We start from the raw sequence: 22,045 nt of genomic DNA, 5'->3' as shown, positions 1-22,045 counted from the left end.
CGACGATGAAGCAACCCAAAGGCATGGAGCGTTCTGCCACCCGGAATCGCCGGCCGTCGAAGCCACCGGCCGGAGAGGTCCGCCGCCGGCACGCCGCCGTACCGCCGTACGCCGGTCCGGTGAAGGGCGACCAGGCCCGTCCGGACCCGACGCGGTCCGCCAAACCCGCCTTCGACCCGGATGCCGCCGCACGGACGCAACAACCCGCAGGTGAGTGGCCGGATCAGCAGGCTGCGCAACCGCGTCAGACCGGGGACCCGCAGGAGCAGTACGTACGCCTCCGGATCCGGGTGCGTGGCGATCGACTCACGGTCGTCGAGAGCCATCTGGTGGACGGCCCGCTGGCCCAGTCGACGACCTTTCACGGCGCCAACGCGTACGAGGTCACGTACGACGACCGGCTGCTGCACGCCGGCACCGTCACGGACCCGGCCACGCAGCGTTCGTTCCCGAGCCTCGACGGCCCGGAAGAACTGCGCGGGCACAACGTGACGCCGCGGGAGATCTACGAGTTCACCGCGCGCGTCCCGGCCGCCGACGTCACCGAAGAGACCCGCAGCGGCATCCACGTCCGGCTGCATCGGATCGACGACCCGGCCAGTACCGACCGGCTGGGAGCCGCACCGCTGGGCGACCAGCTCGAAGGTCGTCTCACCCAGGTCGCCGAACTCGTCGGCCTGCCCGAGTCCACCCTTCCCGAGGCGATCGAAGCCCGCGGCGGCCGCACCGCCACCGGCCGCTGACCGCAGCTGGGACCACCCAATGGTGTCTGGGGACAGGCTATGACCTGTCCCCAGACACCATTGCCTGTCCCCGGTCCTGATCGTAGCTTGGCGGAAACGATTCCAAGAAAGTCGGGTCAACGGTGTAGTGAGGTATGTACACGCACTCCTGGCGTTGCTAGATTCCGGGCTGATTTGACATCGATGTCAACCTCAGGGAGTGGTCGCGATGGTTTCGAGACGTGCGTTCCTGGCGGGCAGCGGTGCGGTGACGGCGGGTGGTCTCGGCTTGGTTCCGGGGCTCATGACGACAGCGCAGGCTGCGGTTTCATCGACGTCCGGCGGCCCCGCTCGGCTGCTGCCGGTGTTCAACCGCCCGAGACACCTGGATTACGGCGATGTGAGCAAGCTCAGCGGGGGAGACCAGACCCTGCTGACAACGTTGCAAGGCATCGTCAACCGTACTGAGCCGGAGTTGTACTTCCTCTACGACACCGGCACGGTGAGCGTGCCGGACGCCAAATGGCTGGCCGACATGCACCTGCCGACCAAGCTGTACAAGAACCCGTTGGACCTGGTCGCCAAGTACCGCGGCCGGATCCGCGGCGCGGTCGTGCACGACCCTGCCGTACCGGACTCGCTGAACGTGGCGACGACGCTCGCCGGACTCGAGAACGCGGTCGTCGCCGACGCCGATCAGGCGAAGGCGCACGGTCTCAGGATCGTGAAGGACCTGCGCGGGATGTTCGACGACGACCGAGTGAAGACGTATCGCTGGCAGCTGGACAACCTGTTCCCCAAGGTCACCCACAAGCTGCTCGCCGGCCTCCCGCCGACCCGCGTGGTCGACGTCGAGGGCGTCCAATGGCAGGAGATCGCCCGCGAGACCCAGCAGATCCGCGACTCGTCGAACCGCGGTACCTACAACCTGGACGTGTCGTCCAAGCTCGGCAAGGAGGCCGTGTACGTCCGGTTCGCGGACTCGTTCACCGACGACGGCTGGGGCGCGTCGATCCTGCACGTGGTGGTGACGGCGAACGGCGCCGAGATCGCCCGGTTCGAACCGAACAGCCCGGAGGAAGCGCCGTACCTGTTCGACGGCTCGCACTCCTCGATCGGCGGTGAGGGCAACCGCTTCGCCGACGGCGGCAACTACTGGATCTACCGCTTCGAACCGCCGGCGGGTACGACGTCCCTCGTCGTGACCGTGGAGATGTGGAACCAGTACCTGGTCTCCGCGACCGACACGTCGCCGACCCGGATCGAGCCGTTCCCGTACTTCCGTGACTACGTGGTGGCCACCAAGGCCCTGGTGAGCTGGCTACCACCCGGTGGCGCGACGGGGGACCTGCTCATCGAGCACTACGCGAAGTACCCGACGCTGGCGCCGTACATGGGCTGGTTCGCGAACGACGTCTCCGGTGAGTGGGACGGCGTCGACCTCGCGAGCAAGGGCGGCTCGCCTGTTGTCGCGGCCGACTTCTACATGAACGGCACGGTGCACGCCGGCTTCACCGCGCCGATCTCCGACAAGCCCCGGCCGGTACGGCGGATCGACAAGGCGAAGAACAAGGTCTACGTGACCCTGACCTTCGGCGAAGGCGACAACATCCAGTACTGCCAGCGCCGGCTGCGCGAGATCTGGGACGACCCGAAACGCGGCCAGGTGCCGACCAACTGGACCATCAGCCCGCTGCTCGCCGAGACGGGCTCAGGTCTGTACAGCTACTTCCAGCGCACCGCGACCGCGAACGACCTCCTGGTCTGCGGCCCGTCCGGCGGCGGGTACACGTACCCAGCCTCGTGGAAGCCCGACGAGCTGACGCAGTACCTGAAGATGACCGGCGGCTTCATGAGCCGCACCGGACTGGACGTCGTGTACGCGTACAGCGGCCGGCAGGACGGCAAGTGGATCCTGCTGTCGGAGGACATCGCTTCGGGGTACGCCGAGTACACGCCGACCAAGGGGATCATGCAGACCTGGGACGGCGACCCGCTCACCGTCCGCCAAGGTGGTCTGCCGATCACCGGCGGCTGGGGCGCACCCGGTAAGGCGGCCGAGTTCAAGGCCGCACTGGACCAGCGGATCGCGAACTGGGACGGTGCGAGCCCGTTGTTCGTGTCGGGTCTGATCGGCGCCTGGTCGTGGTCGCCGTCCGACATGGCCGAACTCGGAGCGCTGCTCAGCGACCCGTACGAGGTGATCCTGGCGAACAGCTTCTACGACCTGCTCAACAGGGTGCTGTAGTCAGACACAGGGCGCGGCCGCCCGCGGGGAACGGGCGGCCGCTTTTGTGGGGGCTTACCAGTGGTGAGCGACGTCGATCACCAGTCGGGAGTTCGAGCCCGGTCCCGCAAGGGTGAAGACGCGGAACGGGAGCCGGGCGCGGACGCCCAGACCGATCGTCGTCTGACCCTCGAAGCTGCCGGCGAACGCTAGCTGCCGGAACGTGCGGTAGCCGGCCACGTTGGTCAGCTCCTTGGAGTTCTTCGGCGTGTACGTCGCCTTGCCGGAGTTGAGGTCGTACGACGGCGCGCGGACGACGATCTGCAGTTTCGCGCCACCGCGCAGCGGCACCACGAACCCGGAGCCGTCCTGGTGGACGGTGCCGACGTACCGGACGTCGTACCCGGAAGAGCGGCCGCCCAGATCGACGACGAGCCTGTCGTAGCAGGCGTGCCGGCCGGTGCGGATGTCGGTGACCGGCGACTGGACCATCCGGCTGTTTGCCTCGGGCAATGATCCCCAGCCGCGCGGGCAGGACGCGGTCGAGACGGTCGAGGTGCTGCGGGGGGCGGTGGACGATCCGGCCAGCGCCGGCGCGGCGAACGCGGCGGCGGGGACTGCGAGGACTGCGAGGCCGGCGACGATCGTCTTGGTGAGTTTGTGATGGATGTTCATGATGTGTTCCCCCCTTATGAGGACACTTACTTGGACGACACCAGTGGCCAACTGGTTTACTTTCGAGCCCGGTGATTTCAGGTAGTCGATCGGGCACGATGTGCAGATGACTCCTGAAGAGCTGCTCGAGGTTTTCCACCGCCGGATCCGGTTGCCGGACGCCGACGCGATCCCCGGCTGGAAGCAGGAGCACGACGGCCCTGACGGCATGGTGCACCGTTCGTACGTCGAGGGCGCCGAGGGAGCCGGGTTCGTCGAGACACCGCGCGGGCTGGGCGACGACCCGGACGCGGTGATCGCGAAGGAGGTGGCGTTCTTCCGGGAGCGCGGCCTGCCGTTCGAGTGGAAGACGTACGCGTACGACGAGCCGGCCGACCTTGGTGAGCGGCTGGTCCGGGCCGGGTTCACGCAGGAGGAGCCGGAGACGCTGATCCTCGGCGAGGTGGACCGGATCCTGGAGCGGCCGTCCGCGCTGCCGTCGAAGGTGCGGTTGCGGGAGGCAGACGGGCCGGGCGACTACCAGCGCATCGGCGTACTCACCGACGCGCTGTGGCACAACGGTCCGGAACGGATCGTCGAGCGGCTCGCGGGGGAGGCGCGGATGTTCCCGGACCGGTTGTCGGTGTTCCTGGTCGAGGATGCGCTGAAAGGGCCGGACGGACCCGCCGTGTCGGCCGCCTGGATCCGGTTCCACCCGGGCACCGGGTTCGCGAGCCTGTGGGGCGGTGGCACGTTGCCGGAGTGGCGCCGGCAGGGCATCTACAGCGCACTGCTCGCCCACCGCGCCCGCCTCGCGAAGGAGCGCGGCTACGAGTTCCTCCGCGTCGACGCCTCCGAGGACTCCCGCCCCATCCTGCATAAACTCGGCCTGTACGCGGTCACCACCACCACGCCCTACCAATGGACACCCTGACCTGACCTGCGGAACGACCGCCCAAGGCTGTACGTTGCCTGCATCATGGCCCTGAAAATCGCTTCTCGCTTCCGCCGGCTGCTGCAGCGCCCCGGCTCGATCGATCTCGGCCCGTACGAACGGCTCACCCAGCTGGTCGGCGAGGCGGAGGAATCGGTCCTCTCCCTGACCGACGAAGAGCTCACCGAGGCAGTCGCGGAACTGCGCACCACCGGCGGGCTGCACGAGGACGAGCAGATCGAGTTCCTCGCGCTGGCCCGGGACGCGGGGAAGCGCGCGATCGGCGAGCGCGCGTTCGACGGCCAGGTCGTCGGCGCGCTGGCGATGCTGCAGGGCCGGGTCGTCGAGATGGCGACCGGTGAGGGCAAGACGCTGGCCGGCGCGATCGCCGCCGCCGGGTACGCCGTGGGCGGCCGCAGGGTGCATGTGCTGGCGGTCAACGACTACCTGGCCAAGCGCGACGCCGAGTGGATGGGCCCGGTGTACGAGCTGCTCGGCGTCACCGTGTCGCACGTCGGCCAGGCGTCGACGCCGGAGGAGCGCCGCGAGGCGTACCAGGCGGAGGTTTGCTACGTCCCGGTCAGCGAGATCGGTTTCGACGTACTGCGGGACCGCCTCGTCACCGATGTCGCGGACCGGGTCACCGTCGAGCCGGACGTGGCGCTCGTGGACGAGGCCGACTCGGTCCTGATCGACGAGGCCCGGGTCCCGATGGTGCTCGCCGGCGCGACCCGGAACGAGGCCCTCGACGACGATGTCGTCCAGCTCGTCCGGACGCTGCGCGCGGGGGTCGACTACGAGATCGACGGCGACGGCCGGACGGTCGCGCTGACGGATCGCGGCACCGACAAGGTCGAGAAGGCGCTCGGCGAGGACGTCAACCTGTACGACGACGAGAACCTCGACACCCTGACCCAGATCAACGTCGCGCTGCACGCCGAGGTGCTGCTGCGCAAGGACGTCGACTACCTGGTCCGCGACGGCAAGGTCAGCCTGATCAACAACAACCGCGGCCGGATCGCCAAGCTGCAGCGCTGGCCGGACGGTCTGCAGGCCGCGGTCGAGGCGAAGGAGGCCGTGCCGGTCAGCGACTCCGGCGAGGTGCTCGACAGCATCACCGTCCAGGCGCTGATCAAGCAGTACAAGTCGCTGTGCGGCATGACCGGTACGGCGGTCGTCGTGGGGGAGTCGCTCCAGGAGTTCTACGACGTCGAGGTCGCGGTCGTACCGCCGAACAAGCCGAACATCCGCAAGGACGACCAGGACCGGTTGTACCTGACCGTCGACCAGAAGAACGACGCGCTGGTCAAGCACATCGGCGAGGTGCACGAGACCGGACGGCCGATCCTGATCGGCACGCACAGCGTCGAGGAGTCCGAGCAGCTCAGCGACAAGCTCGCGGCGGCCGGGATCGAGCACGTCGTACTGAACGCGAAGAACGACGCCGAGGAGGCGGCGATCATCGCGGAGGCCGGTGTGCCGGGGACCGTGACCGTGTCGACGCAGATGGCCGGCCGCGGTACCGACATCCGGCTGGGCGGCAAGGACGAGACCCACGACAAGGACAAGGCCATCGAGCTCGGCGGCCTCTACGTCGTCGGCACCGGTCTGCACGCGTCGCGGCGGCTGGACGACCAGCTGCGCGGTCGCGCCGGACGGCAGGGTGACCCGGGTGGGTCGCTGTTCTTCGCCAGCCTCGCCGACGAGCTCGTCACGAGGTACTCCGTTTCGTCGGGCCTCCGCCCGCACCCGGACGACACCGGCCGGCTCACGGACCGCAAGTCGGTCGGTGTGCTCGAGCACGCCCAGCGGGTCGCGGACGGCGCGAACGCGGAGCTGCACCGTACGACGTGGCAGTACAACCGGCTCACGGGACAGCAGCGCGCGATCCTGCTCGAGACCCGCGAGAAGGTGCTGACCGAGGACCTGGCCGCGGACGAGCTCGCCGAGCGCGCCAAGGAGCGGTACGACGAACTGGTCGACGAGGTCGGCGAGGACGTGGTGAAGGCCGCGGTGCGGCGGATCGCGTTGCGCCACCTGGACCGCCGCTGGACCGACCACCTGGCCTACCTGGCGGACCTGCGGGAGGGCATCCACCTGCGGTCGCTGGCCGGCGGCATCGTGCACCTGAAGCCGATCGACGAGTTCAACAAGTCGGCGATCGCGTCGTTCGACACGCTCATCGAGGACGCCTGGAAGGACGCGGCCGAGACGTTCGCGGAGGCGGAGATCACCTCCGACGGGCTGAACGAGGAGAGCAGCGGGATCCCGCGGCCGACCGCGACCTGGACGTACCTGGTCAACGACAACCCGTTCGGCACCGAGGCGGACCGGATCCTCGGCCGGCTGCGGAACGCGATCAAGCCCGAATCGGTCTCCGAGCCCGAGGAGATCCTCCCGGAGGAGTTCGACGAGGACGACCTCCCCGAAGAGCTCCGCGACGCCGACGACGAGGACCTCCCCGAAGAACTCCGCGACGCCGACGACGACTCTGACGGTGGGGCTGATGACCTGCCTGAGGAGCTGCGGGACGCGGACGACGAGGACCGGAAGAAGTAGCCGGCCGGGCGGGAGTACCGTCGTCGGTGTGCAAGACGGTGATCTCGTCGGAGTACAGCGGACCCTCGCCCCGGTCCTGCGGGCCAAGGCGCTGGACAATCGGCTGACGGACCCGATCCTCGGCGACGAGTACGCCGAGCTGGCGATGCGCCGCCTCGATCCGGCGTACGAGAGCCGCAGGTTCGGCACCAGCCAGATCGGTCTGTCCGCTGTGGCGCGCGCCAAGGCGCACGACGACTGGGCGCGCGGCTTCCTCGCCGATCATCCGGATGCGGTGGTGCTGCACCTGGGCTGCGGTCTCGACGCCCGGGTGTACCGGATCGATCCGCCGGCCACCGTCGACTGGTACGACCTGGACTACCCGTCCGTCATCGAACTGCGCCGGCAGATCCTCCCGCCGCGCGAGCACTACACCTTGATCGACTCCAGCGTCACCGACCTGACCTGGCTGGAACGCATACCGCGCGGCCGTCCGGGGCTGATGATCGCCGAGGGCTTGCTGCCCTACCTCACCGAGACCGAGATCCGTCGGCTGCTGACCAGCGTCGTCGACGCGTTTCCCACCGGTCAGATCCAGGTCGACACGGTGTCGGTCGGCGCCTGGCGCATGTCGAAGTGGGATCCGGTCGGGCGCAGGTACAACGCGCTGTTCCGGTCCGGCTTCGACGACCCGGCCGCTCTGGCGGACTGGCACCCGCGGCTCGAGTACGTCGACGAGGCGCCGATGAACGACGCACCGGTGCTGATGAGCAAGGCGCCCGCGACCGTACGTCGCCTGTACCGCCTGATGAACCTCATCCCGGGCTTCACACGATCCACGCGCATCGTGCGGTTCCGGTTCTGACTTCGACTTTGGTCTAGGTGCGAACAGCCGTCGGCTCGATGCTGGGCGGCGGGTCGGTGGGCGACGCTCTCGGCATGCCCAGTACGCACAGAGGTCCCCGGCTCCTCGTCGTCGACATCGCTCTCCCGCTCGCGCTCTTCTACGGTCTGCGGGCGCTCGGCGCGAGTGACCTGACCGCGCTGCTCGTCGGGATCGTCCCGGGCCTGATCAGCTCGGCGGTGTCGCTCGTGCGCACCCGCCGTACGGACCTGGTCGGGATGGCGGTCGTGCTGAGCATGGTGGCGAGTTCGGTGGTCGCCGTGCTGGGTGGGGACGCGCGGCTGTTGCTCGTCCGGAACGCGTGGATCAGTCTGCCGTTTGCCGGCATCACCTTGTGGTCGCTGCGGCACCCGCAGCCGCTGACCTACATCGTCACGCTGGCGATGATGCCGCGGCGGGCGCGGCTGATGGAGCAGCTGTGGGAGACGAACGCGCGATTCCGGGACGCGTGGAAGTGGATCACGGTGTGGTGGGGGATCGCGACGATCATCGACGGGATCGTGCGGATCGTCGTGGCGTACACCTTGCCGATCTCCGTCGTACCGGCCACCGACCCGGTGATCACCGTCGCGACGATCGTCGTACTGCAGGTCCCGACGATCGTGCTGCTCCGGCGCAGCGGCACCTGGCACCTCGTGTTCGCCCCTCGGCGGCCTACAGTCGGGTGAATGACGGACGACAAGCTGTCACAAGAGCGCATGCGTGAGTTGCTGGCCTCCGGCGAGGCGACGCCGATGCTCGCCGGCATGGAGGTCGGTCCGACCTGGTACGCCGACCGCTGGTGGTACATCCCGACCGAGGCCGCGGAGGACGCCGACTACCAGCCGGCCGACCCGGAGAAGTCCGAGCGGTTCGACCGGCTCCGGCGCCGGGCGGAAGCCGTCGAGCGCGTACAGGCCGAGCTGGACGGCAGGCAATGAGCCCGCGGGCCGAGCTGCGGGAGCCGAGCCGGGACGAGCTCGTCGCGGCGCAGCAGGTGGTGGATCTGTTCGCTGCGGAGGCACTGCTCGCGCTCGACCGGTACGAGCAGGCGTTTCCGGCGGGCGCGCCCGACAAGGAGCGGCGTACGGCGGACCGGCTGGCGTATTGGTGGCGCAAGCTCGACCTGGACGACGCACGCCTGGATCCGGAAGGAACGGACGCCGAGCAGATCCTGGTGGCGGCGGCCGATCTTGCCCTCGACCCGGAGAACCAGTGGGGCCTGAGCCTCGAGGAGGCGTCCGCCCAGGCCGTCAACCGGGCCGCGATGGACGGCCGGACGATGCCGGCCACGGCCATCGCGGACCTCCGGAAGGACTTCGCCGACGCGTACGGCGGACGGGTGGAGCTGCCCGCGCGGGACGATGAATGGCTTGCGCAGTCGCTGACCCGGCTGGCGCGAGCGAGCGTTCTGCGGGACGTGATCGCGGAGGGCGCAAAGGTCCGGGTGAGCGAACCGTTGCGTGCCGCGGCCGACGACCTGGTGCGGCAGGGGCAGCGACTGATGGACGACCGGCTCGATCTCGCGCGGCGTCAGGAGACCCCGATCAGCCGGCGCCCGATGTTCGCCCGGCAGGCGAGGAACTTCTCGATGTTGTTCGCGTACAGCGCGAGTGTGGAGCTCACCGGTGCCCCGCTGTGGGCCGACGTGCTGATGAAGACGCCCGCGGTCGCGCTGTACCTCAAAGAATCCCGCGACAACTGGCGGGACCACGATCACGCCGTCGCCACCCGGCTCGACCCCGCCCAGGCCCAGCTCCGCTCTGTCCGCACCGACCTCACCAACACCCTCGACACACCACCGCCGGTCACCCGCCGCGACGCCCGAGCCCTCCGCAACCCCCACAACCGCCCACCCGGCCCAAGTAGATAACCCACCCACCACGGCGGGCCGGGTACTGCGAGTCACCCGGCAGTTCCCCGCCTTTGCGGAAAGAATGTTGCGCTGGGTGCCGAATTCTTTCCGCAAATCAGCGGTCCACCTCGGTTGTGCTTGGGGTGTCGGTGCGGGCGGATAGGCTCTTCGGGTGAGTGATGGGTTGTTCGATCTTCCGGGTGCGCCGGCGCCGGCTCGTGGTGGTGGGAGTCTGGCGGACGCGGACCACACCGCGGCTCCGCTGGCGGTGCGGATGCGGCCGCGCAGTCTGGACGAGCTGGTAGGTCAGCAGCACCTGCTGGCGCCCGGCTCGCCGTTGCGCCGGCTGGTGGAGGGCGACCAGCCGATGTCGCTGCTGCTCTGGGGCCCTCCGGGGACGGGCAAGACGACGATCGCGGCCGTCGTCTCGCACCAGACCAACCGGAGGTTCGTCGAGCTGTCCGCCGTCACCGCTGGTGTGAAGGACGTACGGCAGGTGATCGACGCCGCGCGCCGGGATCTGTCCCGCGCAACCGGCGCGGTCGAGACCGTACTGTTCATCGACGAGGTGCACCGCTTCACGAAGGCTCAGCAGGACGCGCTCCTGCCGGGTGTCGAGAACCGCTGGGTGACCCTGGTCGCCGCGACCACCGAGAACCCGTTCTTCTCGGTCATCTCACCACTGCTCTCTCGCAGTCTGCTGCTGACGCTGGAGTCGCTGACCGACGACGACATCGCGCTCCTGCTGGACCGGGCGCTGGCCGACGAGCGCGGGCTGAACGGCGAGTTCGAGCTGGCCGCGGACGCGCGGGATCACCTGCTCCGCATGGCCGGCGGAGACGCCCGCCGGGCCCTCACCTACCTGGAAGCCGCCGCCGGCGGCGCCCGCGCCAAACACGAACAAGCCCTCAAGTACCAGCAAGCCACCGAGCCCCCGGCGACCGACCCGACCGACTCGACCGACCCGGTCGAGGCAGCTGAGCCGGCTCGGGCGGTGATTGATCTGGTGACGCTGGAGACGGCGGTTGACCGGGCTGCGGTGCGGTACGACCGGGCCGGAGACCAGCACTACGACGTCACTTCCGCGATGATCAAGTCGATCCGTGGTTCGGACGTCGACGCGGCGATGCACTACCTGGCCCGGATGATCGAGGCGGGCGAGGATCCACGGTTCATCGCGCGCAGGCTGGTGATCTCGGCCAGCGAAGACATCGGTATGGGGGACCCGACCGCGCTCGGCGTCGCGATCGCGGCCGCTGAGGCGGTGCAGCTGATCGGTATGCCGGAGGCGCGGATCAACCTCGCCCAGGCGGTCGTCGCGCTCGCGCTGGCGCCGAAGTCCAACGCGGTGATCATGGCCGTCGACGCCGCGATCGCGGACGTGAAGGCGGGCAAGGTCGGCCCGGTCCCGCCGCATCTGCGGGACGCGCACTACGCCGGCGCGAAGAAGATCGGCCACGGCTCGTCGTACCAGTACTCCCACGACGACCCGCGCGGCGTCCTCCCGCAGCAGTACGCGCCGGACGTGATCGACGGCACCGATTACTACAAACCCACCCGCCGCGGCGGCGAAGCGGCGTACGCCGACCGCGTCGCCGCCATCCGCAAGATCCTCCGGGACCGCAAGTGAGTCGTACGGCGAACCACGTCGACGCCTTCAACCTGGCGGTGACGACAGGCGACTGGGACACGTTCGCCGATCGGTTCGCCGCGGACGCGACGATGCGGTTCGTCGGCGTCCCGGTCGGGCCGTTCGAGGGGCGGACGGCGATCGCAGCGGCGTACCGGGAGAATCCGCCGGCCGAGACCATGACGCTGCTCGAGGCCATGACGCTGCTCGAGGACGGCGACGAGCGGGCGCGTTTCCGCTGGTCAGGTGGTGGAACCGGTTCGATGGAGCTGCGCTGGGCGCCGGACGGAGCCGTGCAGGCACTGACCGTGAGCTTCGATTGAAGGGTTCGAGTCGGTAAGCTGCATCTCGGCCTGGGGGCGGAAGGTATTGGTTTTGAGGCAGCCCCATCCCCAGAACGGTCCACGGCATCTTCGCAAGCGTCCGCCGGTGCTCAAGCTCGGTGCAGGCGCGGCAGCGGTCGCTGTGCTGGCCGCCGCGGTGTTCCTGTTCCCGTTCAGGTCCCAGCACTCGGAGACCGGCCAGGAACCGCAGGCCGGCAGCTCGTTCAGACCGACGATCGATCGGTCGGACGGTACGACGCGTTCGAGCACGCGCCCGTCGCTCCCGGTCGGAAAGCCGTTGAACCCACTCGCACCGCATACCAGCGCAGGCTCCACGTCCAACACGCCGCTCACCGGCGCGGGCACGAGCAACCCGACCACCTCGGACCCCACGACGGGCGCCCCACCGGGCACCCCCTCGGCAAGCACCACGTCACCCACCCCGTCATCCACCTCCCCGTCAGCAAGCACCCCGGCGACGACGACACCGACGACGCCGACGACGCCGGGGGCAACGACCCCGACGACCAGCACGCCGACCTCGTCACCCAGTACGCCGACACCGACCGCGAGCACCGCCGTACCGTCGGCCACGCCCAGCACCACGCCCAGCAGCACGCCGGCGGTCGTCTACCGGAACTGCGCCGAGGTCCGGGCCGCCGGGAAGGCGCCGCTGTACCGCGGCGATCCCGGTTACACCCCGGAGCTCGACCGCAACGGCGACGGAATCGCCTGCGAACGGGGCAGCTCCTGACCCTCGCGAGGCGGTTTGGTGAGGGACTGTGATGTGAGGGATGGTGTCCTGGAGCGGAGTGCTACAGGGGCGCGCGATAAGGTCGGGCGGTCCACAAAGTCGCACAGAGTTCGCGACAGGTCGCATGAGGTCGCTACGGAAGGTGGATCGTTTCCATGAGCGTCGGTGAAGTCGCGGGGCTGATAGCCGCCTGCGCGCTGCTCATCCTGGTGGGCCTGCTGGCCTATCCGATCCTGAAGCTCGGCAAGGTGTTCGACGAGACCCGGATCATGGTGAAGGGCGTCTCCGACTCCAGCGTCCCGCTGCTCGGCGAGGTGACCACCACGGTGGCGACCACGAACGCCCAGCTGGCGAAGGTCGACACGATCACCGACAACGCGACCACCGTGACGACGAACGCGGCAGCGCTGATGTCGCTGTTCTCGGCCACCGCCGGCGGCCCACTGGTGAAGGCGGCCGCGTTCAGCTACGGCGTCCGCCGGGCACTCGGTGAGCAGCAGCGCAAGGACGTGTCGCGGCGCGTCAAGGAAGAGATGAAGGCCGAGCGGAAGGCGCGGAAGCGGTGAAGCGGATCTTCTGGCTGATCGTCGGGATCGCCGTCGGCGTGTACGCCGTGACCCGGCTGAAGAAGCGGGCCCAGCTCCTCGCTCCGGAGAGTGTCCAGGAGTCCGCGGCCAAGCTGGCCGCCGCGGTCCGGCACTTCGGCGACCAGGTCCGCGAGGGCATGGCCGAGCGGGAGACCGAGCTGCGCGACGCACTGGGCATCGAGAACGCATCCCAGACTGATTCGACACAGCGTGAGGACTACCGGTAACACCCATGGAAACCAGTGAGATCAGGCGGCGGTTCCTGCAGTACTTCGAGGACCGGGGCCACACCGTGGTGCCGAGCGCGCCGCTGCCGTCGCCGGACCCGAACCTGCTGTTCAACGTCGCCGGCATGGCCCAGTTCGTACCGTACTTCGTCGGCCAGCAGACCCCGCCGTACCCGCGTGCGACCAGCGTGCAGAAGTGCGTCCGGACCCTCGACATCGAGGAGGTCGGCAAGACCACCCGGCACGGCACGTTCTTCCAGATGAACGGCAACTTCTCGTTCGGCGACTACTTCAAGGAAGACGCCGTCAAGTTCGCCTGGGAGCTGGTCACCAAGCCGCAGAACGAGGGCGGCTACGGCTTCGACGAGTCCGTTCTCTACGCCTCTGTGTACTACGAGGACGACGAGGCGATCGACATCTGGAAGCGGGTCGCCGGGCTGCCCGACGACCGGATCGTCCGGCTCGGCATGAAGGACAACTTCTGGTCGATGGGCATCCCGGGTCCGTGCGGCCCGTGCTCGGAGATCCTGATCGACCGCGGCCCGGAGTTCGGCGCGGACCGGGACTGGGAGGCGGGCGACCGCTACCTGGAGTTCTGGAACCTGGTCTTCATGCAGAACATCCGCGGTGAGGGCGGCGGCAAGGACGGCTACCCGATCCTCGGCGAGCTGCCGAAGAAGAACATCGACACCGGCCTCGGCCTCGAGCGCGTCGCGTACCTGCTGCAGGGCGTCGACAACATGTACGAGATCGACGAGATCTACCCCGTGATCGAGAAGGCGACCGAGCTGACCGGCCGCAAGTACGGCGCGGAGCACGAGGACGACGTACGGTTCCGGGTCGTCGCGGACCACGTGCGCAGCGCGCTGATGCTGATCGGTGACGGCGTCACGCCGGGCAACGAGCAGGGCGGCTACGTGCTGCGCCGCCTGCTGCGCCGGGCGATCCGCTCGATGCGCCTGCTCGGCTACGAGGACCCGAGCCTGGTCGAGCTGCTCCCGGTGAGCCTGGAGCAGATGAAGAAGTCGTACCCGGAGCTGGTCACCGACTTCGGCCGCATCAGCCAGGTCGCGTACGCCGAGGAGGAGGCGTTCCGCCGTACTCTCACGGCCGGTACGACGATCTTCGACGTGGCGGTGCGCGACACCAAGGCGAGCGGTGCGCACCAACTCGAGGGCGCGAAGGCGTTCCAGCTGCACGACACGTACGGCTTCCCGATCGACCTGACCATCGAGATGGCGGCCGAGCAGGGCCTGAACGTCGACACCGAGGGCTTCCGCTCGCTGATGAAGGAGCAGCGCGAGCGGGCCAAGGCCGACGCGCGCGCCAAGAAGGCCGGACACGCGGACACCTCGGGATACCGGGAGCTGCGGGAGAAGGGCGTCACCGAGTTCACCGGGTACCAGGAGCTCTCCAGCGACTCCCAGGTCCGGGGCCTGCTGCGCGAGGGCGCGGTCGCGCCGTTCGCCGAGCAGGGCGAGACCGTCGAGGTCGTGCTCGAGAAGACCCCGTTCTACGCCGAGTCCGGCGGCCAGATCGCGGACGAGGGCCTGATCCTCGGCGACGGTCTGAAGCTGAAGGTGCTCGACGTGCAGCGCCCGGTCAAGGGTCTGATCGTGCACAAGGTCGAGGTTGTCGAGGGCGTACTGCGGGCCGGCGACGACGTGCACGCCGCGGTCGACCACGAGTGGCGGGTCTCGGCCTGCCAGGCGCACTCCGGCACGCACGTCGTGCACGCCGCGCTGCGCCAGGTGCTCGGCCCGAACGCGCTGCAGAGCGGCTCGTACAACAAGCCCGGTTACCTGCGGCTCGACTTCGCGTGGTCGTCGGCGCTGGACCCGGCGACCCGGTCCGAGATCGAGGAGGTCGCGAACCTCGCCGTACGCAAGGACCTTCCGGTGTCGGCGCAGTACATGACGCTGCCGGAGGCGCGGGACTGGGGTGCGCTGGCGCTGTTCGGTGAGACGTACGACGAGCAGGTCCGCGTGGTCGAGATCGGCGGACCGTGGTCGCGTGAGCTCTGCGGTGGCACGCACGTGAAGCACTCGTCGCAGGTCGGCGCGCTCACCGTCACCGGTGAGTCGTCGGTCGGCGCCGGGGTGCGGCGGATCGAGGCGTTCGTCGGCATGGAGGCGCTGCACTACCTCGGCCGCGAGCGGGCGCTGGTCCGGCTGCTCAGCGAGAACTTGAAGGCCCGCCCGGAGGAGCTGCCCGCCAAGGTCGCCGACCTGGCCGAGCGGCTGCGGGTGGCCGAGAAGGAACTCGAGCGGATGCGCGCCGCGCAGGTGCTGGAGGCCGCGGCCGAACTGGCGAAGGACCCGAAGGACGTCTTCGGCGTCCAGTACGTCGGCCACCGCGCACCCGACGGCGTGAACGGCGGCGACCTGCGCAAGCTGGCGCTGGACGTCCGCGGCCGGATGCCGAGCGACAAGCCGGCCGTGGTCGCCGTGCTGAGCGTGAACGACGGCAAGCCCGGCGTGGTGATCGCGCTCAACGACCTGGCGCGGGAGTGGCGGCTGAAGGCCGGCGACCTGGTCCGGATCGCGGCCGAGAAGCTCGGCGGCCGCGGTGGCGGCAAGGACGATGTCGCGCAGGGTGGCGGCACGGACGCGGCCGGTGCCGACGACGCCCTGAGCGCCGTCGAGCACGCGATCGGCCACCAGGTCACCGGCTAGATGAGCCGTCGATAGAGATGAGCCGGCGATGAGGACGGGCGTGCGGATCGCGCTCGATATCGGCGACGCCCGGATCGGCGTCGCGAGCAGCGATCCGCACGGAATCCTGGCCACGCCTGTGTGTACCATCCAGCGTGGTCGCGATGATCTGGAGAGGATCGCCGCACTCGCCGACGAACTGGAGGCGTTCGAGATCGTGATCGGGCTGCCGCGCTCCCTGTCCGGGGGCGAGGGGCCGGCCGCGGTGAAGATCCGGGAAACGGCGGAGCAGGTGCGGGACAAGGTACTGGTGAAGAACTCGGGGACGACGGTGCGGCTGGTGGACGAGCGGTTCACCACGGTCACCGCCGAACGGATGCTGCGGGAACGGGGAAAGAAGGGCTCCAAGCGACGGGCAGTGGTCGACCAGGCCGCGGCCGTCGTGATTCTGCAACATGCGCTCGACCTGGAGCGCGAGACCGGCAACCCACCCGGGAGGCCCCTGTGAACGGACCATCGGTGGACGAACAGCTCAACGAGGGCGAGGACCAGCGCGACGACGACCTGGGCGCCGGCCTCGGGCTGCGCCCGGAGACCCGGGTGGAGCGCCGCGCCAACCGCCGCCGGACGCGCGGCCGGCGCGCCTTCGGCTGCTTCGCCGGCCTGATCTCGCTGCTCGTTGTCGGTGCCCTGGTGGCCGGCGCCGTGGTCGGCTTCGGGAAGGGCAAGGACGCGCTCGAGGGACTCTTCTCCGCTCCGGACTACGAGGGCGCGGGCACTGGCACGGTGGTCGTCGAGATCACGAAGGGCCAGGCGACCGCGTCGATCGCGGACACCTTGGAAAAGAAGGAAGTCGTGAAGAGCGCCCGCGCCTTCGAGCGGGTGGCCCGCGACGATCCTCGGTCGCTGCAGATCCAGGCGGCCACCTACACGCTGCGCAAGCACATGTCGGCCAAGGCCGCTCTCGACCTGATGCTGAACACCGCCGAGTCGGTCCGGGTGGCCCGGGTCAGCGTCCCGGCCGGCAAGACCAAGGCCGAGGTCGCGATGATCCTGCAGAGCTCGAAGATGAAGCTGCCGGCCGGCGCTGCCGCCACGGCACTCGGCAAGCCGGCCTTGCTCGGTCTCCCGTCGTACGCGCACAACAACGCCGAGGGCTTTCTGTTCCCGGGGACGTACGACGTGCCGAAGAACGCGAACGCCTACACGATGCTCAAGCTGATGACCGCGAACTACGCCAAGACGGCGGCGTCGCTGGACCTGGTGAACACCGCTTCGCGCAAGAAGCTGGACCCGTACCAGGCGGTCATCGTGGCCAGCATCATCGGCGCCGAGACGAACCGGCCGGAGGACTACGCCAAGGTCGCGCGGGTGATCTACAACCGGATGGAACGCGGGATGCGGTTGCAGATGGACTCGACGATCCACTACGTGGTCGGCAAGGACGGCGGTGTCTTCACCACGCCCGAGCAGCGCGAGAACCCGTCGCCGTACAACACCTACAAGTACAAGGGCCTGCCGCCGACGCCGATCAGCTCGCCGACGCGCGACGAGCTGCGGGCGGCGATCAACCCGGCGCAGGGCTCCTGGCTGTACTTCACGCTGGTCGACCTGGACACCGGCGAGACCGCGTTCGCGAGCTCGGCCGAGGAGCACCAGGCGAACGTGAAGAAGCTGCAGGCCTGGTGCCAGGCCCACAAGGGCAGGTGCTGAAGCCCCCATGACTCCGTTGAATTGCCGCGCCTCCGGCACGGCGCGGTCATGGGGCTGTGACTCCCGTCCTTCCCTCGTCGCTCCGGTCGCTTCGCTCCCTCCGCTCCTCAGTCCAGGACGGGAGGCCCCATGACCCGTTGCGCCGTTCTCGGTTCGCCGATTGCGCACTCGTTGTCGCCGGCGATGCACCGGGCCGCGTACGCCGCGCTCGGGCTGGACTGGGGGTACGACGCTTTCGAGGTCGAGGAGGACGAGCTCCGCGGATTCGTGGCGTCGCTCGGTGACGACGTCCGCGGGCTGTCGCTCACCATGCCGCTGAAACGGGTCGCGCTCGACCTGGTCGACACGGTCGATCCGGTCGCGGAGCTGATCGGCGCGGCGAACACGATGCTGTTCGAGCCGGACGGATCCCGGTCGGCGCACAACACCGACGTACCCGGGCTGGTGAACGCGTTCGCCGAGCGGGGCATCACCGCCGCCGACTCCGCCGTCGTCCTCGGCGGTGGCGCGACGGCCGCGTCGACGCTCGCCGCCCTGCGCGGGCTGCGGGTCAGCGAGATCACGGTCGTCGTCAGGGACGTCTCGAAGACCGACCGGTTGCTCGACCTGGCCGCGGAGCTGGGATTCCGGACATCGGTCGCGGACTTCTCCCAGGTCGAGCAGATCGGCGGCTTCGATCTGTGCATTTCGACGCTGCCCGGTGGCGCGGTCGACCCGTGGGCCGAGCACTTCGCCGCTGTCGCGCCCGTGGTGTTCGACGTGGCCTACCACCCCTGGCCGACCCGGCTCGCGATCGCGGCGCACCGGATCGGTACAGAGCTGTTGAACGGACTTGACCTACTCGTGCATCAGGCGACCCTCCAGGTGGAGATGATGACGGGTAGGTCGCCGGCTCCTCTGGCGGCCATGAGGGCTGCTGCGCGTGAGGAGCTGGGGGATCGTGAGCCTGCTTGACCGTCGTACCGTTCTGATAGCCGGCGTCGCTGTCACCCTGGCCGGCTGCGGCGACTCGAAGGAAACGGGCAGTACGTCGACCCCTGGCGCAACGGCACCAACCTCGACGACACCACCGCCCAGCACGACCGTCCCCACGACGACTCCGAGCTCGACCCCGAGCACGTCAGCACCCACACTGACCTCGACCGCGCCCAACTGGAACACCTTCGCGAGCTCCCTGAAGGGCCGCGTCTACCTGCCCTCGACCTCCGGGTACGCCGCCGCGCACCAGCTCTTCAACCCACGCTGGGACAGCGTCCGGCCGACCGCCGTGGTGAAGGCCGCGAACCCCGCAGACGTGCAGAAGGCGATCAACTTCGCCCGTACCAACAAACTCGTGCTCGTCCCGAAGAGCGGCGGTCACTCGTACGTCGGCGCGTCGACGATCGCGAACGGCCTGCAACTCGACGTCGGCGCGCTGAAGGACATGAGCTACGCGAACGGCGTACTCACCGTCGGGGCCGGGGCCCGCCTGTACGACGTCCACGCGTTTCTCGACCGCTACGGGCGCTCGCTGCCGACCGGCACCTGCCCGACCGTCGGCGTCGCCGGCCTGACGCTCGGCGGCGGGATGGGGATCCACACGAGGACCTACGGCCTGACCTGCGACCGCGTCGTGTCGATGAGCGTGATCACGGCGGACGGCAAGGCACACAACGTCAGCGCGAGTGCTGAGTCCGATCTGTTCGCCGCACTGCGGGGGAGCGGCGGCGGCAACCTCGGCGTGGTCACGTCGTTCCAGTTCGCGACGATCCCGGCGACCAAGCTCGGGTTCTTCCGGCTGGCCTGGCCCGAGTCGCAGGCGGCGGCCGTCGTCCGCGGCTGGCAGAAGTTCGCGCAGAGCGCGCCGACCACGGCCTGGGGCAATCTGCACATCGATGCCAAGAGCAACGGAACGCTGTCGATCCGGGTCCTCGGCGTCTCGACGACCGGCGACGCGACGGCGGCGGCCGCGCAACTGGAGTCGTTCGTCGGCGTGAAGGCGTCGGATCGGACGCTCTCGGTGAAGTCGCATCTGGAGGCGGTCAGGTACCTCGGTGGCGGTACGACGAGCCCGCGCCAGGGGTTCCTCGCCGGTTCCGACGTACTCAAGGGGCCGATGGACGCGGCGACGATCACTGGTCTGCTCGGCGCGGTGAAGGCGGCCGCACGCGCCGGTACGCCGGCGTCGGCCATCCTCGACCCGCTGGGCGGACAAGCCTCGAAGGAGCCGGCCGGAGGCTCGTTGTGGCCGTGGCGTGGCGCGCTGGCCGTGGTCCAGTGGTACTCGTCGGCGCAGGGGAAACCCGCGCAGACGTTCATCGCGAACGGGCACCGCGCGGTCCGGTCGTCCTCGGCCGGCGGTTATGTGAACTACCTCGAGACCGGACGGGCGGTCAGCTCGTACTACGGCGGAAACGTGGCCAAGCTGCAGGCCGCGAAGAAGAAGTACGACCCGACCAACTTCTTCCACACGCCGTACACCCTTAGCTAGCTAGTGTTCGGCCCGTGAAACTTTGGCGTGTGATCGCAGGTGTGCTGGCGGCCGGATTCGTCGCGGCCGGGGTGACCCCGGCGTGGGCGTGTGCGTGCGGCGGCTATCTGCCGGACGCGGAGTCGTACGCCCGGGCGTACGGCGAGAACGCGCTGGTCCAGTACGCCGGGGGCTCCGAACAGATCACGCTCTCGATGTCGGTCCACGGCGTGTCGAAGAAGGCGGCCTGGATCATGCCGGTCCCGTCGGCCGCGAAGGTCGACCTCGGCGACGACGAGGACCTGTTCTACCGCCTCGACCAACTGACGCGCCCGAAGCGCGTGGTGAAGAAGACGTACTGGCCGTTCCGCGATCTGGGCATCATGGGCAACGGCCGTGGCGACTCGGCCGGCGCGCCCCCGCCGGGCGCCGGGGTGAGCGTCAAGGAGCAGATGACGCTCGGCCCGTTCGCGGTCACCCGTCTCGGCGGTTCCAGCGGTACGGCGGTCACGGACTGGCTGCGCACGAACGGGTACGTCGTACCGTCGACGCTCGCCGCGAATCTCACGCCGTACCTGACCGAGAAGTGGGAGATCGTCGCCGTGAAGCTCGCGCCGAAGCAGGAGGGCGAGCGCCTGTCCGGTGCGACACCGCCGCTCCGGCTGACGTTCGCGTCGGACCGGATCGTGTACCCGATGCGGCTCAGCAAAGGCGCGAGCACGCCCCAGACCGTCACGGTGTACGTCGCCGCGGAGCACCGGGTCGACGCCACGAAGGTGCCGGACGCCGACGTGACCCCTGAGCTGCTTTTCGCCGGCCGGGTGGAGACGGACACGCTGCCGAAGCCGACCGACTTCCTGACCGCGTACACGGCGACGTACCGCGAGCCGGGCAAGATCACCGACGACTTCACGTTCGCCCAGGCGGCGAACGACGACGAGTACCAGCGGATCACGTACGTCACCGAGAACGAAGGGTTCTGGAGCACGGTCGCGGTGCTCGTCGGACTCGTGCTGCTCCTGGGCGGCGGGGCGATCGTGCTCGCGCGGGTGCTGGCCCGGCGGGCGGCCGCGGGCGTCCGCAAGTAGTCGTCTAGGGTCGTGGACCGTGCCGGCTGACAACGCGTTACTCGCCGCGGGAATCGGTGCGGTCGCCTGCGGTGCCGTGGCGTCCGTGGTCGGTCCCTGGCTGATGCGAAGCATCCCCGAGCCGGAACTCGAGGAAGGCGAGACCAAGGTCTCGTACGCGTCGCTGGCCGGTCGGCGAGCGGCGTACTGGTGCGGCGGGCTCGCGGCTGCGGCCGGCGGCATCCTTGGCTGGGTGCTCGGTCTGGACGCCGTGCTGCCCGCGTGGCTGGTGCTCGTGGTGGCCGGATCGGTGCTCGGGTACATCGACGCGCGCACGCGGTTCCTGCCGTCGGTGATCATCTGGCCGACGTACTTCGTGGTCGGGGCCGGGCTGGTGGCCGCGGCGCTGGCGACGGGGGAGTGGGGTTCGTTGCGGCGGGCGGCGCTCGCCGGAGCGATCGGGTTCGCGGTGTTCTACGTGCTGTGGTTCGCGTTCCCGCGCGGGGTCGGGTTCGGTGACGTGCGGTTGTCGGGGCTGCTCGGGATCGCGCTCGGCTGGCTCGGCTGGGGCGAGTTCGTGTCCGGGCTGTACGGCGGGTTCTTCCTCGGCGCGATCGTCGGGATCGTGCTGATCGCGGCCCGGATCATGACCCGCAAACAGATGGTCCCGTTCGGTCCGTTCATGCTCGTCGGCGCGCTCGCCGGCGTACTTCTCGGCGCCCCGTTGGAGAAGTTGTACGCCGGATAGGGGAGTCCTCCACTCCACCAGATGGTTGATGTGCGGACACTCCCCGCCTTCCTAGGGTCGATGCATTCGAACTCTCGGGA

The 22,045-nt window shown here is 69.3% G+C and carries 21 protein-coding genes; 20 read left to right on the top strand and 1 reads right to left on the bottom strand.

All coding sequences use genetic code 11. The features are described 5' to 3' along the window. The first annotated feature begins 5 nt into the window (after nt 1-5). Both EV137_RS33985 and EV137_RS33980 read left to right on the top strand, forming a co-directional pair. The gene (locus EV137_RS33985; protein WP_134132192.1) at nt 6-743 is read left to right on the top strand and encodes a hypothetical protein; all 738 of its coding nucleotides are present in this window, start codon (nt 6-8) and stop codon (nt 741-743) included. A gap of 208 nt (nt 744-951) precedes the next feature. Beyond that, entirely contained in the window at nt 952-2,970 is a 2,019-nt protein-coding gene (locus tag EV137_RS33980) for a GxGYxYP domain-containing protein (RefSeq protein WP_134132191.1), read from the top strand. A gap of 54 nt (nt 2,971-3,024) precedes the next feature. On the opposite strand, the gene EV137_RS33975 is transcribed toward EV137_RS33980, so the two are convergent. Beyond that, nucleotides 3,025-3,624, bottom strand: a complete 600-nt coding sequence (locus EV137_RS33975; RefSeq protein ID WP_202871269.1) for an AMIN-like domain-containing (lipo)protein — start codon at nt 3,622-3,624, stop codon at nt 3,025-3,027. A 106-nt stretch (nt 3,625-3,730) separates the two neighbouring features. Between EV137_RS33975 and EV137_RS33970 the strand changes: the two genes are divergently transcribed. The 18 genes from EV137_RS33970 (at nt 3,731) to EV137_RS33885 (ending at nt 21,965) form a co-directional block, all read left to right on the top strand. Then, on the top strand, nt 3,731-4,537 hold the full coding sequence (locus EV137_RS33970; RefSeq protein ID WP_134132190.1) for a GNAT family N-acetyltransferase: 807 nt from the start codon (nt 3,731-3,733) through the stop codon (nt 4,535-4,537). A 45-nt stretch (nt 4,538-4,582) separates the two neighbouring features. After that, nucleotides 4,583-7,096, top strand: coding sequence for an accessory Sec system translocase SecA2 (gene secA2 / locus EV137_RS33965; RefSeq protein WP_134005664.1), 2,514 nt, complete (start codon nt 4,583-4,585; stop codon nt 7,094-7,096). 28 nt (nt 7,097-7,124) lie between these two features. Next, on the top strand, nt 7,125-7,940 hold the full coding sequence (locus EV137_RS33960) for a class I SAM-dependent methyltransferase (protein WP_134132189.1): 816 nt from the start codon (nt 7,125-7,127) through the stop codon (nt 7,938-7,940). 17 nt (nt 7,941-7,957) lie between these two features. After that, on the top strand, nt 7,958-8,647 hold the full coding sequence (locus tag EV137_RS33955) for a VC0807 family protein (RefSeq protein WP_134132188.1): 690 nt from the start codon (nt 7,958-7,960) through the stop codon (nt 8,645-8,647). Further along, nucleotides 8,648-8,899, top strand: a complete 252-nt coding sequence (locus EV137_RS33950; protein ID WP_134132187.1) for a hypothetical protein — start codon at nt 8,648-8,650, stop codon at nt 8,897-8,899. Beyond that, nucleotides 8,896-9,831 (top strand): hypothetical protein, encoded by a 936-nt coding sequence (locus EV137_RS33945; protein WP_134132186.1) that lies wholly within the window; start codon nt 8,896-8,898, stop codon nt 9,829-9,831. The genes EV137_RS33950 and EV137_RS33945 overlap by 4 nt, the downstream gene beginning before the upstream one ends. Before the next feature lie 154 nt (nt 9,832-9,985). Next, on the top strand, nt 9,986-11,443 hold the full coding sequence (locus tag EV137_RS33940; RefSeq protein WP_134132185.1) for a replication-associated recombination protein A: 1,458 nt from the start codon (nt 9,986-9,988) through the stop codon (nt 11,441-11,443). Then, nucleotides 11,440-11,766 carry a nuclear transport factor 2 family protein gene (locus tag EV137_RS33935; protein ID WP_134132184.1) on the top strand — a complete coding sequence of 109 codons (327 nt, stop codon included), beginning with the start codon at nt 11,440-11,442 and terminating at the stop codon, nt 11,764-11,766. Before EV137_RS33940 ends, EV137_RS33935 begins: the two co-directional genes overlap by 4 nt. A gap of 106 nt (nt 11,767-11,872) precedes the next feature. After that, nucleotides 11,873-12,520 (top strand): excalibur calcium-binding domain-containing protein, encoded by a 648-nt coding sequence (locus tag EV137_RS33930; protein ID WP_238175748.1) that lies wholly within the window; start codon nt 11,873-11,875, stop codon nt 12,518-12,520. A 155-nt stretch (nt 12,521-12,675) separates the two neighbouring features. Next, nucleotides 12,676-13,086, top strand: a complete 411-nt coding sequence (locus tag EV137_RS33925) for a DUF948 domain-containing protein (protein WP_134005652.1) — start codon at nt 12,676-12,678, stop codon at nt 13,084-13,086. Further along, nucleotides 13,083-13,334: a DUF6167 family protein gene (locus EV137_RS33920; protein ID WP_134132182.1), complete on the top strand. Its 252-nt coding sequence runs from the start codon at nt 13,083-13,085 to the stop codon at nt 13,332-13,334. Before EV137_RS33925 ends, EV137_RS33920 begins: the two co-directional genes overlap by 4 nt. Nucleotides 13,335-13,339: 5 nt before the next feature. Further along, a complete protein-coding gene (gene alaS / locus EV137_RS33915) occupies nt 13,340-16,009 on the top strand; it encodes an alanine--tRNA ligase (protein ID WP_134132181.1) in 2,670 nt (889 codons plus the stop codon). Nucleotides 16,010-16,037: 28 nt separating this feature from the next. Next, nucleotides 16,038-16,496, top strand: coding sequence for a Holliday junction resolvase RuvX (gene ruvX, locus EV137_RS33910; protein ID WP_134005646.1), 459 nt, complete (start codon nt 16,038-16,040; stop codon nt 16,494-16,496). Next, nucleotides 16,493-17,701 carry an endolytic transglycosylase MltG gene (mltG, locus tag EV137_RS33905; RefSeq protein WP_238175746.1) on the top strand — a complete coding sequence of 403 codons (1,209 nt, stop codon included), beginning with the start codon at nt 16,493-16,495 and terminating at the stop codon, nt 17,699-17,701. Before ruvX ends, mltG begins: the two co-directional genes overlap by 4 nt. 129 nt (nt 17,702-17,830) lie before the next feature. Next, on the top strand, nt 17,831-18,655 hold the full coding sequence (locus EV137_RS33900; RefSeq protein ID WP_134005644.1) for a shikimate dehydrogenase: 825 nt from the start codon (nt 17,831-17,833) through the stop codon (nt 18,653-18,655). Then, the gene (locus EV137_RS33895; protein WP_238175745.1) at nt 18,642-20,171 is read left to right on the top strand and encodes an FAD-binding oxidoreductase; all 1,530 of its coding nucleotides are present in this window, start codon (nt 18,642-18,644) and stop codon (nt 20,169-20,171) included. Before EV137_RS33900 ends, EV137_RS33895 begins: the two co-directional genes overlap by 14 nt. Nucleotides 20,172-20,185: 14 nt before the next feature. Further along, the gene (locus EV137_RS33890) at nt 20,186-21,238 is read left to right on the top strand and encodes a DUF2330 domain-containing protein (RefSeq protein ID WP_134132180.1); all 1,053 of its coding nucleotides are present in this window, start codon (nt 20,186-20,188) and stop codon (nt 21,236-21,238) included. Nucleotides 21,239-21,257: 19 nt separating this feature from the next. Continuing rightward, nucleotides 21,258-21,965, top strand: a complete 708-nt coding sequence (locus tag EV137_RS33885; RefSeq protein ID WP_134132179.1) for a prepilin peptidase — start codon at nt 21,258-21,260, stop codon at nt 21,963-21,965. Nucleotides 21,966-22,045 lie beyond the last annotated feature (80 nt).

The sequence above is a fragment of the Kribbella pratensis genome, assembly GCF_004366075.1.
GTDB classification, from domain to species: Bacteria; Actinomycetota; Actinomycetes; order Propionibacteriales; family Kribbellaceae; genus Kribbella; species Kribbella pratensis.
Note: the sequence above shows the minus strand (reverse complement) of the source record. Positions and strands in the feature narration are given on the sequence as shown.